Below are 17,353 nucleotides of genomic sequence, written 5' to 3' on the forward strand. Positions count from 1 at the left end.
TGTCGATCTGTCGGAGGTCTACGGCAGACTTCGAGCCGACGGGCTATTGCAGGACAGTCGAATCGGAGAGTCTTTGTGATCAGGGTGTTGGTGCCAACAACGGTGGAGCAGGGCGATCTCGCGGAAGTGCTTCGGTTGTATGACGAACTTGTCACCGAGACCCGAAAAGAGGTCGGCTGCATCAATTACGAGTTACTGCAGCGCACCGACAATCCCTGCGAGCTCGTGTTGGCGGAGGAATGGGAATCGCAGGAGCACCTCGACGCCCACACTCATACCGAGCACTTCGTCAGGTTGGTTGAGGCGCTGGACAAGCTCGAGACGGCAGCGCCGGCGCAGATCTTCACGAAGGTTCTGTAGCGGCGGAGTCCGGTCTCAGTGCTCGCTCAGGCGTCGAACGAACATTCCGGAGAGCCTCGAGCGTCAACTAGGCGAGCCGTTCCGACACACGCGGAAACTGGTTTGCGTCGACACGCCAGAATCATCGTAGGTCCGTCGAGTCCGATGTAGGACAGCGCCTTCGGGCTCCAGCCGGGCCTTGTGCCGGTGTCGGCCGACCTGCACGGGCGCTCTATACGGTCACGTCGGAGTAGGGCATATGCTCTGACACCCAAGGAAATACGACTTCCATGAGTAGCAGCACCACCGCGACCAAGAGAACGATCGCCAGCAGGGCCTTCACTGATCGGGGGCCGGGGAGCGCGCCCCAGAGGTAGCCGTACATTCATTGCTCCTGGAATGCCGCGGGCATGGTGCCCGAAGTCTTCGAGATTGTTTCGACGAGAACCGCGTGGACGATCAAGCGTTCGCTGTTCGAGTAGAGCGGATGGCACGTGGTCAGTGTCAACATACTTTCCAGCGTGGCGTCGGGCTCGGCCCAAGGGCTTCCGGGCAGCGGGTTGACGACCGCAACATCCCCGGGCACGGTGATGTGCCGCCCGAGGAGATGGGCGTAGTCGCCTTCGGAAACCCGATCGGCTTGCTCGGGATTCAAGCAGGCTTTCGCCGCAGCGCGACGTTCGGGCGAGGCCTGGTCGAGCGGGAGTAACCGGTACGTCATCCACTGGGACTCGGTCTCCACGACGACGGCATCGCATGCATCGAGTCGATCCAGGTGTTGGAAGACTGCGCCGGAACCATTGCGGTGCCCGGCGAGCGCGAAGTTTCCGGCTTCGCCGGGCATCTGCGAGTCCGGGTAGTGGCCGGGGCCGGCCCGCAGGTCCTCGTTGCGTGTGCCCTCGACGATTGCGTACGCGGCGCCGAGTGTGGGGAAATGCACGCGCGCGAATCCCTCGCCGAGCACAGGGATCAGCGGGGACACCGGCTGACCGTCGATCGCTCCTGAGGCTTCGGGGACTTCGGCCCAGGATTCCTCCAGACTGTTGTTGAGCTCGTCCTGCAGCCGCCCTGAGACGATATTGGTCCAGAACGCCTCATAGATGACGAACAGCAGGACGACGACCCCGGCCGTGAGGAGCAGTTCGCCGATTACCTGGCCTGCGCCCGGCCGCCGACGCCCTGGAACTTTGGTATCGCTCACGGACCAGGGTCTCCTCTTCACAGATCTACCGAGCTAGCCGATGTGTCGAATTGGTGCCGTATCGAACTAGCTGCCCGCGTTGATCGTGGCGCTTCCGGTACCGCCGAGGAGATCGTAAAGGAGTACGGACAGGCGACCGAGGCCGTCGATCGCGGCAGAACCAGTGGTCTCGATGCCTTCGATGACGATCGGGAACGGGAGGAATGACATGGTGTTTCTCCTTCGAGGGGTGGGCCGCGGGGGCGGCCGCGAGATAGATACGTCGTGACGGTGAAACAGGGCGGGGGCGACCAGGCGTAGGTCGCCACCCGCCCTGTTTCGGTATTCCTGGTTGGGAGTTACTCCTGGCCGGGTGCACGCTTGCGGTTACGCAGGGTGAGCCATGCGCCACCGCCGATCAGCGCCAGCGCCAGACCGGCGAGCCAGATGACGTTCGCGCCGGTTACCGGCAGGGACGATGACTGGTCCGGTTTGGCCTGAGCAGGATTTCCCGGAGCAGGCGTGCCCGGAGCACCGTTGTGTCCACCACCGTTATTGCCGGGAGTGTTGTTGCCGGGAGTCGACACGTCGGTGCCTGGTCCTCCGGGTACCTCAGAGCCCGGCCACGTCGGGATTTCCCACGGCGGCAGCGGGATCGGGATCGGGATGATGATCAGCCCATTGCTGCTGGTTTTGTTCTCGAGTCCCAGGACCACCGACTTGTTTGCTTCGCCGGTGAGCTTGACGGAAGTTGCGGTCGGTTGGCCGTCGATATTCGAGACGTCCGCCTTGCCTTCCTTGACGCCCCAGATCACTTCACCCCACTTGACGTTGGTGACGTCAGTGTGAGCACCGGTTTCTGTGAAAGTGATGTCGGTGTTCAGCGGGAACTGGACCCGGCCGTCGATGACGGCTGCGTCGCACTGGGCGGTCGGAGTGACCGAAGCGCCCGGTCTGACATCGAGAACACAAGACCGCGCCTCATTGTCGATGTCCGTCCACGTAGCCGTGACCTGGAAGATCGTGGATCCGTCCTTTGCCACCTGGCTGCCCTTGGGGCCGGTCACGATCTTGTCGATATCCACCTCGGTGGTCGGGATCGGGCGGTTGTGGATCTCCACCACAGCCTTCTCACCGGCTACCGCCTTGACGGTGTCGCGGTATTCGGCGTCACCGGCATCCGCGGACACGTAGTAATACGGCCGCGCCCAGTCGATACCGGCCAGGGGCTTGGGGTCGACCTCGGAGAAGGTGATCACGGTGTTCCGCGGCACAACCTCGTCGGACGTCCAGCTCCAGTCGTTTCCGGCATCGAGGGTGATGGTCTGGCCCACTGCCGGGAAATCGGTTCCGGCGGGGAGCGCCGGATCGATTCCGTCGATACGGACTTCGAACTTCGTGCTGTCAGGCAGGTCGGCCTCGGGGGCGCGGACGGGGTTGCCATCAGCGTCGAGGATGAACTTCGTGAATTCGACCGATCCGAATTTCCACAGCGCCTCGTTCGACAGCGTGATCAGTCGACCGTCGGTCGGGTCGTCGGAGACTATGCCCGTCGCGGTGCCGTCGAGGTTCGAATGCAGCCACGATTCGCCTTCCGGGCTGGTTCCCCAGGAGATGGTGCCCCACTCGACTCCGTCGACATCGGGACGGCCGGTCTCGGTGAAGGTCACCTCGGTGCCGACGGGGAGGTCGACGCCGAGCGGTGTGGTCTGTCCCTGCTTGACGCTCAGCACCTGGGTGCGGTACTCCACACCGTAGCGCCAACGCGCCTCGACCGTGAACTCCACGTCGTCGCCGATGGCCTCGGCGGCCTCACCGCCGACCTGCTTTGCGATGCGCAGAGTGCCGTCGTTGACGTCGACGAAGTTCGACACCTCGATCTTGCGCAGATCCTTGCCGATGGTCACCACGGCTGCGTTGTCCGGATTGATCCTGACATTCCCGGAGTATGCGGGCACGCCATAGGCGAGACCGTCACCGTTTGCCGGAACCAGCTCTGTCAGTGTGACTTCGGTGCCGCCGGGCAGGTTCTCGCCGAACGGAACCGCGGTGCCGTCGGACGGAAGAGACAGTGTCTTGCTCTGCGGTTTGTCGTCCGTATCGAGCCAGGTGGCAATCACGTCGAAGCTCGCCGGTACGGCCTTGTCGAACGCCTTCGGGCCCGTGAGTTTCTTGCTCACTTCGAAGGTGCCTTGCGTGATCGTGGCCTCGTTGGTGACGGAGACCGTGTTCGCCGACGCATCGGCGCCGATGGTGAGCATTTTCGGGTTGATCACCGGCTCCGACCAGGTCACGAGGTCGGTGTTCATCGGTTGTACCTCGGTGAAGGTGACTTTCGCTCCGATGGGCAATTTGCCCAGGTCGTAGTGCTGACCGTCCTTCAGAGTGAATTGACGCAACTCGTTGCCGGCGGCGTCGTCACCGAAGGCGATCTCTGCGTTGACGACGAAAGCCTCGAGTCCCGTGCGCGCTCCGTCACCGATGACGGACTTGGTGATCCTCGCCGATCCCAGACTCGCTTTGTTGAGCAGTGTGACACCGACATTGCTCTTCGGTGTGATGGTCACCAGCGCCTCGGTGCGGTCCCCGTTGAGCGTCACACCCTCTGACGGGCGGAACGTCCCTCTCTCGAAATACACACCGTCAACGGTGGGGAGGTTGATCTCGGACAGTCGGATCTGCCAGCCGGTTCCGCGGGGGTTGATCCCACTGACCGGTGTCCCGTCAGCCTTCACCTTGATCTCGTAGGAGCTCACCGGGGCGTCGGTCGCTGGGTTTTGCCCGGGGGCGAACTCCTCGACTTTCACGGTGAACTCGGTGTCTTGCGCGAATTTCTCGGAGAAGGGAGCGATCTCCTTCAGCAGCGAGAACGAGCCCCGTGACACACCTTGACCGGTGCCGCCGCCGCCCCATTCCTGCTTGACGCTCTGCGACAGCGTCTGCTTGCCGGCATAGGTGAGGGTGTTGGCGTATTCCGTGTCGCGCTGGTCGAGTCCGCCGCTGCTGGTGCACAGGGTATAGCTGACGAGGTACTTCGTCTGACGGCTGTAACCGTCCGCGTCACGCGGGAGAGTGAGATCGAAACCGCCGTCGGCGCGCGCCACCGAGGTGGCATCGGTGATATCGCGTTTCTTGTTGCCGTCGAAGAAGTCTTGCGCGACGACCTTGAGATTGAGGTTGCTCTTGAGATCGCCGCCGATTTCACACACCGTCATGTTCGGTGAGAACCTGTCGTTGATGACCGCCGGTTCCGTAAGGCCCTCGAGATCGTGTCCGGAGATTTCCACGGTCCAATTGAGGGTGGTGCCTGCCGGCTGCTCCACGCCGCCGACAGTCTGCGACGTGGTGTTGATCGCGCCGTTCTTGCCGCTCGTGAACCCAGGCCCCTCAGTCTTTCCCGTGATCGACGTCTTGTTGACGACCGCCGAGTTGGTGAGATGGTCCTCGGAGTCTGGCACCTCGGTGGTGGTCAGGCAGGTCCGGTACGTGAGGTAGTAATACTGCTCTTCGTTGAACGTGTCCGGGTTATCCACAGTGATCGCCGCGGTGAAGGTACTCGCGCCGGCTACTGCGCCGATGGGAGCAATGGTGAATCCTGCGGCAGGAGTGCGGTAGTTGGGTTCGTTCTCCCGACCTGGGAGGTAGTCAGACTTCTCGATGACTACCTGCACGCCCGAGGCACAGACCGCATGGGGGCCGCCGAAGGTGTCGGTGATGTCGATCTTGTGGTTGTTGGCGGCAATGTCGGTGCCCGGAACCACAATCGTCCAGACGGCTTCCATATTGCGCTTACCGCCGTCGAGGTAGCCACCCTTCCAGGGCTCGGTCTGCGGCGCATAGTCCTGTCCCACGCCATCCGAAGCCACCGTGTTGTCACCGATCGTCACGGAGTTGGTGTACTGAGTCCCCTTGAGATCCACCACGCCGCTGGTCGTGCATGAGGTGTACTCGATGCGGTAGAGCTTGTTGCCCTCGAAGGGCGCGCCGTTGTTGATGTTGATGGTGACCTGATCACCCGCGTCGGGTTGAGTGACGGTGACGCCGCCGGGGGTCTCTTTGAGATCGCCCGGGCGACCGGACCACAGCTTCGCGTTGAGCAGGCTGCCTGCACACACCTTCATGTTGTCGGAGAGCTCGTCGCTCAGGGTCACCGAACCGGTGTTGCCTGCGTCCAACTTGGCCAGATCGGCGCCGGGGATGTCGATGGTCCACCGCACTGACTGCTTGTTGTCCTGGAGTTTGCCGGACTTCGTCGACTCGCCGATTATGCGGCCGTCGGTGATGCCGCCCGTGCCGGGCAGGTCGACCGGCGTGACCTTGTTGTTGATCGTGAAATCCACAGTCTCTGACGTGGTGTACTCGACTGCCTTCGTGTAGACGAAGAAATCGCCCTTCACCTCGTCCGGCCGATCCGCCACAGCGTCGGAGAGCACGCAGGTCATGAGATTGGTGGAAGCAGCCAGATCGCATGTGCCCCAAACCGTCCCATCGTCGCCCTCCAGCGCGATCGTCGGGTTGGACTGAAGCTTCAGCTCGCCAGGGAATTCAATGGTGAACTGGTCGCCCGGCTGCGGACTCGCGCTTGACGCGTCCCAAGTGCCCTTCACCGTGACGGAGTCCCCGACCGTGATCTGCTGGTCGTTCTTTCCCTCGACCTGGACGTCGGTGATATTCACATCGATGCCGGGATTGACTCCGCGTGCGGCCAGTCGCTGCGCCGCCACAGAAGTCGTAGACGGGGGCGCCGTGGATGTGATCGGCGGTTTCGCAGAAGTGGGTGACTCCGACGTGGAAGTAGGCGGCGCCGTCGTTTTCAGTGGCGCCTCCGTCGTAGTCGCGGGCGGCTTCGTTGTGGTCGGAACTGTGGTGGTCGGAACTGTGGTGGTCGAGGTCCCGATGTCATCTGCCGAGGCAACTTGGACGAATGAGAACGACGATATGACCAGCGCCAGGACCGCAACAATCATCCCCAACGCCGCCCACCGAGACACCACCCCCTCCCCGGCACGACGCGGGAAGACACGGTTACGCATGACGAACACCTTTCGTTCAGAACACATGATTTAGGCCCCGTTTCCGGGGCCGGCGAATAGCGAAACGGGACCTTGGAGCAGCTCTGGAGCCTGAATGCGAGCGTTGGTGATTCTCAGGCGACCTACTGCGGAGCCGAACAGTTGGTAATCGGGCCTGGTTGGCGCCAGCGCAGACCGACGGCCGGCTCTGGGTAGGCCAGGAAATTCCAAGAAAAATCGACCGCCGGTATTACCTAACGCGACGACCTACGAGGTACTAAAGGCTGCGGCCGAGGATCTTTCCTGCGCGATTCATTGCAGTTCTGGCATGAGCACCATCCCGGATAGCAAAAGCAACAGTGCGATGGCTCCGAGGGGGGAGTCTTCGTGCTACGTGCTTCGCTGCCGTGACGGTTTTCATGAAATTCCTTTCTTTGGCACAACGTAAAGAAATTTGCGCGGGGCCTTCGCGAGAAGATGCAAATTCCGCGCAAACAACGCAGAAGGCGCAAACCGGGCGATACGCAATCAGGAATCTAACACGAGCAAATCGCATAGCTGGACACGCCATGGACGTGCGTCCATGCAAGAAAAACTGCGCTTACCTGGCTATATCTATCTTCCGTTGATTTCTTTCAAGTTAACTGGCTGGTTCATCACAATTCGATCTCGACCATCAGTTGAATGCCTGCCTTGGCCCTTTTCGACAATCGGTGAGCGGCCGAGCCGAGTCGGCGCTGCTGTACCGAATGAGCCTTTATGCAGTTCACTGACCCTTATTTGCTGTCGGAACGACAAGGTGTGGAGCGAATTATCTGTGCACACACGCTCGACATAAATGCAAATCATTTTTTCTGTGTATAGGAGGAGGGTGAATTAGGGGGTGAATTCAGTCGCGCGTCATCGAAACCCCTGTTCTGAAAGGATCCAGAGATAGGGGTCACATTAGATTCGTTTTTCTTAGCAGATTGGATTTCGGCCTGAGTTAACCGTCGCTAATGCTTCGGGGGCCGACATGGCATTTCGAGACGAAGAATCGCCCAGCTTTTCGTAGAAAGCCTTCGGTACGGTTACGTCAGTCCAGCTGATCACGCGCCGCAGCGACTTTTGGCGACGCTCTTGTGCACACGGATGAGGCACTGCCTGGGATGTGAGTGGATCTCGGAAAATGCCACGTCGGAGGCTTCTTCGAAGATCTCGAGACCTCGCAAGTTCAGGTCGTTCTCGCGCATCTCGGCACGATGAAATGGCTTACTTTTCAAGCGCTTTCGATGCCCGGAGTCAAATGGTGACGGTCGTTGCGTAGTCGCTGACGGCGGATGCGGCCGGTTCGATCGGTGCGCAGTCGCCACATCCGAGCAACCGCACCGAGTAGCCGCGAGGTCCCACAGCCGGTACTTTTCGCAGCTCTCTGGACACTTCGCGAAATCGGACCTACGAATCGAGTTCTCGCGCAACCATTCTGACGCAGCTTGTGTCATTGGTGCTACACCCATGGCTGCCCGCAAGGTTCGACTGCCCCGGCTGCTGTTACGCCTTGGGATCCAGAGCTGAGAGGTTCTGTGACACTCACGGCCGCTCTGTATAGCGCGGTGCACGCGACTCAGCCGGCATTGGTGGGCAATTGCCTACCGGCTCTCGTCGTAGAACTTCGTGAGACGGCCTTTGTCGCAAGGGAAGGGCTACAACGATTGGTCGGGTCCGGTCAACGAGGCGGGACCGGTCGTCGGTTGGTGTGCGCCGGTGAACCGCTCGACGACGGATACAACGACGATCGCGAGTGCCAGGATTCCAACGGTCCGGGCGAGTGACTTCAGGGTCTTCGGAAGTGCCTTCTTCATGCGAGGCAGATTACTGCGGACGGCACGTAATTTGTGGGCTAGGTTTCGGTCCGGATCGGACTGCTCTGCCCAGCGGCCGCTCGTCCACGCAGTGTGACTATCCGTGAATCAAATCTTGTGGTGCCCCCGGCAGGATTCGAACCTGCGACCAAGAGATTAGAAGGCTCTTGCTCTATCCCCTGAGCTACGGAGGCGCGTGGAACATCATACTCGAGGGTTCGGGATGTGACGCGCGCCGCCCAACTCCGACGCGTTGTCGTAGTCGGTTCGCGAAGGTCCTACCCTTGAGGTATGGCTACACCCGACCTCGCGCCGACAGATTCCCCACCGGAGTCCACACAGCACAGCGGTGCACCCGCTTCTTCGACCGCGATATTCGTGGTCAGTGGACTCATCGCAGGGCTCACGGCAGCCATCGTGGTGGGATTCTCCGCGTCGCAGGCACTGACTCTTCTGGGTATCCCGGATCCAGGTCCGATCACCACGTACGGCCTCCCCGCGATGCGCGCACTGGGGGAGATCGCCGCGGTCATCGCGATCGGGTCACTGCTGCTGGCCGCGTTCTTCGTGCCGCCGCAGAAGTCGGGCGTCCTCGACGTCGACGGCTATCGAGCAGTCCGAACTGCATCGCACGCCGCGATCGTGTGGGCGATCTGTTCGTTCATGATGGTGCCCCTGACGCTCTCCGACACGTCGGGTCAGCCGTTTGCCGAAGCGATCAAACCGGCAAACCTCTGGTCGGGACTCGATCAGGTCGAGATCGCCGGCGCCTGGCGCTGGACGGCGATCATCGCGGTTGTTCTGGCGATCCTGGCCCGACTGACACTGCGCTGGTGGTGGACTCCGCTACTGCTGCTGGTCGGTCTTCTCGGACTGATGCCGCTCGCTCTCACCGGTCACTCGTCTTCGGGCGGCTCGCATGACATCGCTACCAACAGCCTGATCCTGCACCTCGTGGCGGCTTCGCTCTGGGCCGGCGGCTTGTTCGCGCTACTGGCACACGCGCGGCGCGGCGGCGATTACACCGACGTAGCGGCTCGACGCTTTTCGACGGTCGCATCCATCTGCTTCGTCGTCATGGGATTCAGCGGCGTCATCAATGCGATTGTCCGTCTGCCTCTCGACGACGTGTTCACCACGACGTACGGACGATTGATCGTCGCCAAAACAGTTGCACTGATCATCCTCGGGTTCTTCGGTTGGGCTCAGCGGAGTCGGGCGCTGCCGGCACTGGCGGAGAACCCGAAGAGTCGCTCTGCTCTGATTCGATTTGCCGGCGCCGAGGGCATCGTGATGGCGGCGACCATCGGTCTCGCGATCGGCCTCGGTCGTACCCCGCCGCCTCCGCCGCTGTCGATTCCCTCGATCCCCGAGGTCGAACTCGGTTACAACCTTCCGGACCCGCCGTCGTTCATGGCGTTCGTGACGGACTGGCGATTCGACCTCATGTTCGGCACCGCCGCAATTGCTGCGGCGATTCTGTACGGCATCGGCCTGCGCAAGCTGGCCAAGCGTGGAGACTCCTGGCCCGTCGGCCGAACCATCGCCTGGATGAGCGGTTGCGCGGTGCTCCTGATCGCCACGTCGTCCGGTGTCGGCAAGTACGCGCCGGCAGTCTTCAGCGTTCACATGGGCGCACATATGGCGCTGTCGATGTTGGGCCCAGTCCTGCTGGTTCTGGGTGCGCCGATCACTTTGGCTCTGCGGGCGCTCGATCCGGCAGGCAAGGACGGCGTGCCAGGCATTCGCGAGTGGATTCTGACCGCGCTGCACAGCCCGTTCTCACGATTCATCACCCACCCGATCGTGGCGGCAGTTCTCTTTGTCGGCGGTTTCTACGCGCTGTATCTCGGCGGAATCTACGGCGCGACCGTCGACTCGCACAGCGCTCACCTGCTGATGAACCTGCACTTCATCCTCAGCGGCTATCTATTCTACTGGGTGGCGATCGGAATAGACCCGTCACCACGCCAATTGCAGCCGGTGACCAAGCTGGCGATGGTCTTCGGCTCACTTCCGTTCCACGCGTTTTTCGGCGTGGCATTGATGAGCACCACCGCCGTCATGGGCGGCGCGTACTTCCGCTCGCTCGGACTCGGTTGGAACAACGACCTGATCGGCGATCAGCAGCTGGGCGGCAGCATCGCGTGGGCGACCGGCGAGATCCCACTCATGGTGGTCATGCTCGCGCTGCTGGTTCAGTGGTCGCGCAGTGACGGAAGGACCGCGCGCCGAACGGACCGTGCGGCCGAGCGTGACCACGACGCCGACCTCGCTGCTCACAACGCCATGTTCGCCGAATTGGCCAGGCGGGACCGCGAGGGGTGGAAACCGCGTGAGGCTGCTGACGCGGAGACTGCAAGCGAGGACTCTGCGGACGAGACACCCAGCGAGAAGAAATCCGACGAATCCTCCACTAGCACTTAGCTCCGACACTGCCCGGGCCGTTTGGCTCCGGCAGTGCTGTTTCTCCACAGCTGTCCCGCCGATGCACAGGTGGAAATCGAAATCCCGAGCCAGGCGTTTGCCGTTCCACAATCGAAACTGCCGACGCAGTGATCGGCCCCGCGGCAGTTGGCGGGTTCTGGAGTTCGAAGGGGGATCGGACATGTACGAAACGCATGCAACGGTTGTCGGAACCGTCATCACCAATCCGGTGAAGCGGCAGACCACCAGTGGTGAAGAGGTGCTGAGCTTTCGGATGGCGAGCAACACGCGTCGCAAAGACGCGGTGACCGGAGAGTGGACGGACGGAGCGACCCTCTATCTCACGGTCAGTTGCTGGCGGCGGTTGGTCACCGGCGTCGGCGCATCCATCATGAAGGGTGATCCGGTCATGGTGGCGGGGGAGTTGCGCACCAACGAGTACACGACCAAAGAGGGTGTGCCTCGTTCCGATCTCGAGTTGCGGGCGACGGCAGTTGGCGCGGACCTTGCTCGTTGCATCTCGAAGATCGAGCGTCAGAGCAAGCCGACGTCGGCGGAGAATGTCGAGGACGCAGTCGACACCGTCGCTGCGTGAGGACTCACACCGAAGGTTTCGGGCAGTCGCGGGGCCGAGAGTCGTGCCCCGCGTCCACTCGCTCGAGAAGTTCGGTGAGAGTTGCTCGCTCCGATTCGTCGAGGTCGTCGAACACATCCGAGGATTCGCGTCGTTGAGCTTTCGCGACGTCGGCAGCGAGGGTAGCGCCGGCGTCGGTGAGCTCGAGTAACACGGCTCGCCGATCGTCCGGATCGGGAGTGCGGCGCACCCATCCGGCCTCTTCGAGGGAATCCACGACGTCGGTCGCCGACCGCGGAACGATGCGCAATCGCTCGGCGAGAAACCCGAGTCGAACCGGCTCGCCCACTCGGGTCAGTACTCGCAGCGCTCGGCTTTGCGACGGCGAGAGACCGAATGGTTCCAGCGCTGCCACTTGGCGTCGGCGGATGAGCCGTGCCACGGACATCACTACGTCGGTGAGTTCGCGCTCTCGGGAATGCATGGCGTCAGTCTAGCGTTGTTGGTGTCAGCCTCATAGTGAGGTAACCTCATCAATATGAAACTAGGGTGAGAAAGCCTCCAGGAGGTAGAACGTGAAACCAGATCACATGCGAAACATCGAACGATCCGCCGTCGAGATCACTCCGGCGGAATCCGTACCGGCAAAGCGCGTACTCGGACTGTTCGCGCCGTATCGAACTCAGATCGCCATCGTCACCGCGGTCATCACACTCAGCGCGATCGTGGCGCTGGGCAGCCCGCTGCTCCTACGCGAAATGCTCGACAAGGCGATCCCGGACAAGAACCTCGGACTCGTCAGCGTTCTGGCCATCGGCATGATCGCCATTGCCGTGATCACGAGCTGTCTCGGCGTGGCGCAGACTTGGATGTCCAACAGCATCGGTCAGAAACTGATGCACCAACTGCGTGTGCGGGTCTACTCGCATCTGCAGAATCAGTCGCTCGGATTCTTCGCTCGAACCCGAACCGGAGAAGTTCAGTCGCGCATTGCCAACGACATCGGCGGTATGCAGTCGGTGGTCACCAACACGGCAACGTCCATCGCGCAGAATGCAACGACCGTGGCAGCCACCATTGTTGCTCTGTTCCTTCTGGATTGGCGACTCGCCATCTTCTCGCTGGCGATCTTGCCGGTATTCATCCGTATCGCACGCAAGATCGGTGACGAGCGCCGCAAGATCTCGGGTAAGCGGCAGAAGCTACTCAGTGATCTGTCGGTCCAGGTGGAGGAATCTCTCTCCGTCAGTGGCATTCTCCTCGGCAAGACGACCGGCGCGAAGTCGGCACTGACGGATCGATTCACCGAGCGTTCAGCGGAAGTCGCGGACGTCGAACTCCGGGCCATGATGGCCGGCAAGTGGCGCATGGCGACCATGTCGATCACCTTCGCAGCCATGCCCGCACTGGTCTACTGGTTCGCCGGTTTCACTCTCGATCACGGCAACACCATCACCGTCGGCACCCTCGTCGCATTCACCACACTGCAGACCCAATTGTTCCGCCCCACCATGATGCTGCTCAACACGGGCGTCGAGGTGCAGAGTTCGATGGCACTGTTCAGTCGCGTGTTCGAGTACCTGGATCTGCCGATCGACATCGCGGATCCGGAAGAGTCGAAGAGCTTCGACCGCACCAAGATGTCCGGCGAACTTCGGTTCGACCACGTCGACTTCTCGTATCCAGGAACCGACAGCAAGACTCTCGACAACATCGACCTCGCGGTCCCGGCCGGCGGAACCTTGGCGCTGGTCGGCTCCACAGGTTCGGGCAAGACCACCCTCGGATACTTGGCCGCACGTCTGTACGACCCGACTGCGGGATCGGTGAGAATCGACGACATCGATCTGCGGGACCTCGATCTCGCGACGGTCTCCGATCTGGTGGGCGTGGTGTCGCAGGAGACGTACCTCTTCCATACGACGATTCGTGAGAACCTTCGGTTCGCGAAACCCGATGCCACCGACGCCGAGATCGAGCAAGCAGCGCGCATCGCGCAAATCCACGAGTTCATCTCCGGTCTCGACGACGGGTACGACACCATGGTCGGCGAGCGCGGCTACCGATTCTCCGGTGGTGAGAAACAGCGCATCGCGATCGCGCGCACAGTTCTGCGGAATCCGCCGATCCTGGTCCTCGACGAGGCGACGAGCGCCTTGGACAATCGCACTGAACGTGCGCTGCAGGACGCGCTCGACGAGCTGATGGTCGGACGCACCACTCTTGTTGTAGCGCACCGACTCTCCACGGTTCGAGATGCGGATCTCATCGCGGTCCTCGACCAGGGCGTGGTTGTGGAAAAGGGCACCCACGACGAACTTGTGCAACAAGGTGGGCGATACGCACAGTTGCTTGCGGCCTCGGGTAGCGACGCCGTCGAACTCCCGTCGGAACTGCAGACCGTATGAGTGTAAGAAATGTCGGCCATTTCACTTCCGCAAGTTTCTAGAACGTGTTCTACTTTAATGGTCGTTGATCGACTATCAGTGGAGGCGGAAAGATCATGGGTCAGGTTCTGGACAACATCTCACAGTTCGCCGACGAGATCCGCGCCGACGGAGTCGAGGGCGACAAGCTGATGCGCTTGACGGACGGCAGCGCGAAGCGCCTGCGCGACGCCGGCGTCATCCGGATGTTGCAGCCGAAGGAGTTCGGAGGCCTCGAGGCGCATCCGCGTGAATTCGCCGAGACGGCAATGGCTATCGGTGCGATGGATGGTGCCACGGGCTGGGTCAGCGGCATCGTCGGGGTTCATCCGTGGGAGCTTGCGTTCTTCGACCGCAAGGCTCAGGAAGAGGTGTGGGGAACCGATCCCGATACGTGGATGGCGTCGCCGTATGCGCCGATGGGTGTTGCGAGGCCGGTCGAGGGTGGCTACATCCTCAACGGTCGTTGGTCGTTCTCGTCCGGTACCGATCATTGTGACTGGATCATGATCGGTGCGATGGTCGGTGACGAGTCCGGTAAGCCGTTGATGCCGCCGAAGATCCTGCACGTGTTGTTGCCGCGCTCCGATTACGACATCGACCAGGACAGCTGGAATGTCGTGGGGCTGCGCGGTACGGGGTCGAAGGATCTGATCGTCAAGGACGCGTTCCTGCCGACGTATCGGACTCTTGATGCGGGAAAGGTTTTCGACGGGACGGCGTGGAAGGAAGCGGGCCGTACGGAGACGTTGTACAAGTTCCCGTTCTCGTGCATTTTCCCGTTGGGGATCACTTCGTCGTTGATCGGTATCGCTGAGGGTGCGTTGGCGTGCAATATGGCGGCGCAGCGTGAGCGTGTGACGGTCAGTGGTGTTCCGATCAAGGAAGATCCGTACGTGTTGTTCGCGATCGGTGAGGCGGCGGCCGAGATCGCTGCTTCTCGGGCTGCGATCTTGGAGACGGTGGATCGTTTCTGGGACATGACCGAGAAGGGTCAGGAAGTTTCGTTCGAGCTTCGTGCGATCGGTCGGCGTACGCAGACTGCTGCGGCGTGGCGTGCGGTGCGGGCGGTGGACGAGATCTTTGCTCGTTCCGGTGGTGGCGCGTTGCAGTTGAACACGCCGATGCAGCGGTTCTGGCGTGATGCTCATGCCGGTCTCGCGCATGCGATCCATGTGCCTGGTTCCATTTTCCATTCGTCGACGCTCTCGCAGCTCGGTGGCGAGCCGAAGGGCATCCACCGGGCAATGATCTGAGCCGTCCTGGGGACACCTGGAGGTGTCCCCATCGCGGTTTTCGTGGGGGTCGATGAGCGTGTCGGCGAATCTGGTCGGTGACCTCGGACTGTCCGCAGAACCCGCATCGGTGTGAGCGTCAACGCGCAATGTGGGTTATAGGACAAACACCGATAGGCTGGCGGTCATGGCTGAGTTCATTTACACGATGAAGAAGGTGCGCAAGGCGCACGGTGACAAGGTCATCCTCGATGACGTCACGATGAGCTTTTACCCCGGCGCGAAGATCGGTGTCGTCGGACCGAACGGCGCTGGTAAATCCAGCATCCTCAAGATCATGGCCGGACTGGACCAGCCGGGCAACGGCGAGGCATTCCTGGCTCCGGGCGCGACCGTCGGCATCCTCATGCAGGAGCCGGAGCTCGACGAGACCAAGACGGTTCGCGAGAACGTCGAGGACGGTCTCGGAGAGACGATGGTCCAGCTCAAGCGGTACAACGAGATCGCCGAGCTGATGGCCACGGATTACTCCGACGAGCTCATGGAAGAGATGGGCGAACTGCAGGAGAAGCTCGATCACGCAGACGCGTGGGAGATCGACTCGCAGCTCGAGCAGGCTATGGACGCCCTGCGCTGCCCCCCGCCGGAAGAGATGGTCACCCACCTCTCCGGTGGTGAGAAGCGACGCGTTGCGCTCTGCAAGCTGCTGCTGAGCAAGCCCGACCTCCTGCTCCTCGATGAGCCCACCAACCACCTCGACGCCGAATCTGTCCTGTGGCTCGAGCAGCACCTCGCTGCTTACCCCGGCGCAATCCTCGCCGTGACCCACGATCGTTACTTCCTCGATCACGTCGCGCAGTGGATCTGTGAAGTCGACCGCGGCCGCCTGTACCCGTACGAGGGCAACTACTCCACCTACCTGGAGCAGAAGGCTGCACGCCTCGAAGTTGCCGGCAAGAAGGATCAGAAGCTGCAGAAGCGCCTCAAGGACGAGCTCGCATGGGTTCGTTCCGGCGCCAAGGCCCGCCAGGCCAAGAACAAGGCTCGTCTCGATCGCTACGAGGAAATGGCGAACGAAGCCGAGAAGACCCGCAAACTCGACTTCGACGAGATCCAGATCCCGGCACCGCCGCGCCTGGGTGACGTGGTCGTGGAGGTCTCGAACCTCGACAAGGGCTTCGACGGCCGCGTGCTGATCAAGGATCTTTCGTTCACGTTGCCGCGCAACGGAATTGTCGGCGTCATCGGCCCCAACGGCGTCGGTAAGACGACGCTGTTCAAGACCATCGTCGGTCTCGAGGAGCCTGACGCCGGTGAGGTCAAGATCGGTCAGACGGTCAAGCTGAGCTACGTCGACCAGAACCGTTCCGGAATCGACCCCAAGAAGACGGTCTGGGAGACCGTGTCCGACGGGCTCGATTTCATCGTCGTCGGCCAGACCGAGTTCCCCTCGCGCGCGTACATCAGCTCGTTCGGTTTCAAGGGCCACGATCAGCAGAAGCCGGCCGGCGTCCTCTCCGGTGGTGAGCGCAACCGCCTGAACCTGGCGATGACGCTCAAGCAGGGCGGCAACCTGATCCTGCTCGATGAGCCCACCAACGACCTCGACGTCGAAACCCTCGGCTCGCTGGAGAACGCTCTCGAAGAGTTCCCCGGCTGCGCCGTCGTGATCTCGCACGATCGCTGGTTCCTGGACCGGACCTGTACCCACATCCTCGCGTGGGAAGGTGGCTTCGGCGACAACGAGGCAGCTTGGTACTGGTACGAGGGCAACTTCGAGGGCTACGAGGCGAACAAGGTCGAGCGACTCGGCCCCGACGCCGCACGCCCGCACCGCGTGACTCACCGCAAGCTCACCAGGGACTGATCCGGTGTCCGACGTATACACAGCGCAGATCCAGGTCCGGTGGGGCGATTCCGACCGGTTGGGTCACGTCAACAACACGCGTTACGTCGAGTACATGCAGGAAGCTCGCATCCAGTTCCTGGAAGCGAAACTGGCGCCGCTCGGCGGCCGGCCGGGATACCTCGTGGTTCGAAAGATGACCATCGAGTTCCTCAAGCCGGTCACCGATCGGTCCGGTCCGTTGAACGTGGAGATCTTCACGACTCACGTCGGGACTTCCTCGTTCACGGTTCGGCACGTCATCCGTGACAACGCGGGTGTCGAATGCGCCTTCGGCGACGCGTTGATGGTCGGATTCGACACCGTGTCCGAAAAGTCCAGACCGCTGGCGGACAGCGAACGTGCGGTGCTCAAAGCATCGCTTGTTCAGATGACGACATCGTAGATTTCGTTTCTCAGTTCACCCTAGGTAC

Annotated in this window: 13 protein-coding genes and 1 tRNA gene; 7 read left to right on the forward strand and 7 right to left on the reverse strand. The window is 61.7% G+C overall.

What is annotated here, in order from left to right:
• Positions 1 to 90 precede the first annotated feature (90 nt).
• Positions 91 to 360: a putative quinol monooxygenase gene (locus CPI83_RS11005; protein ID WP_223257903.1), complete on the forward strand. Its 270-nt coding sequence runs from the start codon at positions 91 to 93 to the stop codon at positions 358 to 360.
• A 364-nt stretch (positions 361 to 724) separates the two neighbouring features.
• On the opposite strand, the gene CPI83_RS11015 is transcribed toward CPI83_RS11005, so the two are convergent.
• The 6 genes from CPI83_RS11015 to CPI83_RS11025 all read right to left on the reverse strand — a co-directional run bounded on the left by CPI83_RS11015 (position 725) and on the right by CPI83_RS11025 (position 8,566).
• Positions 725 to 1,540 (reverse strand): class E sortase, encoded by an 816-nt coding sequence (locus tag CPI83_RS11015; RefSeq protein ID WP_020908249.1) that lies wholly within the window; start codon positions 1,538 to 1,540, stop codon positions 725 to 727.
• Positions 1,541 to 1,606: 66 nt separating this feature from the next.
• On the reverse strand, positions 1,607 to 1,750 hold the full coding sequence (locus CPI83_RS30975) for a hypothetical protein (RefSeq protein WP_003945342.1): 144 nt from the start codon (positions 1,748 to 1,750) through the stop codon (positions 1,607 to 1,609).
• Between the two features lie 128 nt (positions 1,751 to 1,878).
• Entirely contained in the window at positions 1,879 to 6,552 is a 4,674-nt protein-coding gene (locus CPI83_RS11020; protein WP_269801281.1) for a DUF5979 domain-containing protein, read from the reverse strand.
• A gap of 1,067 nt (positions 6,553 to 7,619) precedes the next feature.
• Complete coding sequence (locus CPI83_RS30980; protein ID WP_198586345.1) at positions 7,620 to 7,763, reverse strand: hypothetical protein; 144 nt, start codon at positions 7,761 to 7,763, stop codon at positions 7,620 to 7,622.
• Between the two features lie 450 nt (positions 7,764 to 8,213).
• Positions 8,214 to 8,372 carry a hypothetical protein gene (locus tag CPI83_RS30985; protein ID WP_003945304.1) on the reverse strand — a complete coding sequence of 53 codons (159 nt, stop codon included), beginning with the start codon at positions 8,370 to 8,372 and terminating at the stop codon, positions 8,214 to 8,216.
• A 118-nt stretch (positions 8,373 to 8,490) separates the two neighbouring features.
• Positions 8,491 to 8,566: transfer RNA gene (locus CPI83_RS11025), tRNA-Arg, on the reverse strand.
• A gap of 97 nt (positions 8,567 to 8,663) precedes the next feature.
• On the opposite strand from CPI83_RS11025, the gene CPI83_RS11030 reads away from it, so the two are divergent.
• Complete coding sequence (locus tag CPI83_RS11030; RefSeq protein WP_042446115.1) at positions 8,664 to 10,799, forward strand: cytochrome c oxidase assembly protein; 2,136 nt, start codon at positions 8,664 to 8,666, stop codon at positions 10,797 to 10,799.
• A 181-nt stretch (positions 10,800 to 10,980) separates the two neighbouring features.
• Entirely contained in the window at positions 10,981 to 11,394 is a 414-nt protein-coding gene (gene ssb / locus CPI83_RS11035) for a single-stranded DNA-binding protein (protein WP_020908245.1), read from the forward strand.
• Between the two features lie 4 nt (positions 11,395 to 11,398).
• On the opposite strand, the gene CPI83_RS11040 is transcribed toward ssb, so the two are convergent.
• Complete coding sequence (locus CPI83_RS11040; RefSeq protein ID WP_097387215.1) at positions 11,399 to 11,857, reverse strand: MarR family transcriptional regulator; 459 nt, start codon at positions 11,855 to 11,857, stop codon at positions 11,399 to 11,401.
• A gap of 106 nt (positions 11,858 to 11,963) precedes the next feature.
• Between CPI83_RS11040 and CPI83_RS11045 the strand changes: the two genes are divergently transcribed.
• The 4 genes from CPI83_RS11045 to CPI83_RS11060 all read left to right on the forward strand — a co-directional run bounded on the left by CPI83_RS11045 (position 11,964) and on the right by CPI83_RS11060 (position 17,325).
• Positions 11,964 to 13,781 (forward strand): ABC transporter ATP-binding protein, encoded by a 1,818-nt coding sequence (locus tag CPI83_RS11045; protein ID WP_069146789.1) that lies wholly within the window; start codon positions 11,964 to 11,966, stop codon positions 13,779 to 13,781.
• A 95-nt stretch (positions 13,782 to 13,876) separates the two neighbouring features.
• Complete coding sequence (locus tag CPI83_RS11050) at positions 13,877 to 15,055, forward strand: acyl-CoA dehydrogenase family protein (RefSeq protein WP_020908243.1); 1,179 nt, start codon at positions 13,877 to 13,879, stop codon at positions 15,053 to 15,055.
• A 166-nt stretch (positions 15,056 to 15,221) separates the two neighbouring features.
• The gene (gene ettA / locus CPI83_RS11055) at positions 15,222 to 16,901 is read left to right on the forward strand and encodes an energy-dependent translational throttle protein EttA (protein WP_007730925.1); all 1,680 of its coding nucleotides are present in this window, start codon (positions 15,222 to 15,224) and stop codon (positions 16,899 to 16,901) included.
• A 4-nt stretch (positions 16,902 to 16,905) separates the two neighbouring features.
• Positions 16,906 to 17,325, forward strand: coding sequence for an acyl-CoA thioesterase (locus CPI83_RS11060; RefSeq protein WP_020908242.1), 420 nt, complete (start codon positions 16,906 to 16,908; stop codon positions 17,323 to 17,325).
• Positions 17,326 to 17,353 lie beyond the last annotated feature (28 nt).

Source organism: Rhodococcus sp. H-CA8f (genome assembly GCF_002501585.1).
GTDB lineage: Bacteria > Actinomycetota > Actinomycetes > Mycobacteriales > Mycobacteriaceae > Rhodococcus_F > Rhodococcus_F erythropolis.

Coding starts and splice junctions, on each gene's coding strand:
- CPI83_RS30975 (WP_003945342.1), bottom strand. CDS start 1,750: ATGTCATTCCTCCCGTTCCCGATCGTCATCGAAGGCATCGAGACCACT.
- CPI83_RS11020 (WP_269801281.1), bottom strand. CDS start 6,552: ATGCGTAACCGTGTCTTCCCGCGTCGTGCCGGGGAGGGGGTGGTGTCT.
- CPI83_RS30980 (WP_198586345.1), bottom strand. CDS start 7,763: ATGCGCGAGAACGACCTGAACTTGCGAGGTCTCGAGATCTTCGAAGAA.
- CPI83_RS30985 (WP_003945304.1), bottom strand. CDS start 8,372: ATGAAGAAGGCACTTCCGAAGACCCTGAAGTCACTCGCCCGGACCGTT.
- CPI83_RS11030 (WP_042446115.1), top strand. CDS start 8,664: ATGGCTACACCCGACCTCGCGCCGACAGATTCCCCACCGGAGTCCACA.
- ssb (WP_020908245.1), top strand. CDS start 10,981: ATGTACGAAACGCATGCAACGGTTGTCGGAACCGTCATCACCAATCCG.
- CPI83_RS11040 (WP_097387215.1), bottom strand. CDS start 11,857: ATGCATTCCCGAGAGCGCGAACTCACCGACGTAGTGATGTCCGTGGCA.
- CPI83_RS11045 (WP_069146789.1), top strand. CDS start 11,964: ATGCGAAACATCGAACGATCCGCCGTCGAGATCACTCCGGCGGAATCC.
- CPI83_RS11050 (WP_020908243.1), top strand. CDS start 13,877: ATGGGTCAGGTTCTGGACAACATCTCACAGTTCGCCGACGAGATCCGC.
- ettA (WP_007730925.1), top strand. CDS start 15,222: ATGGCTGAGTTCATTTACACGATGAAGAAGGTGCGCAAGGCGCACGGT.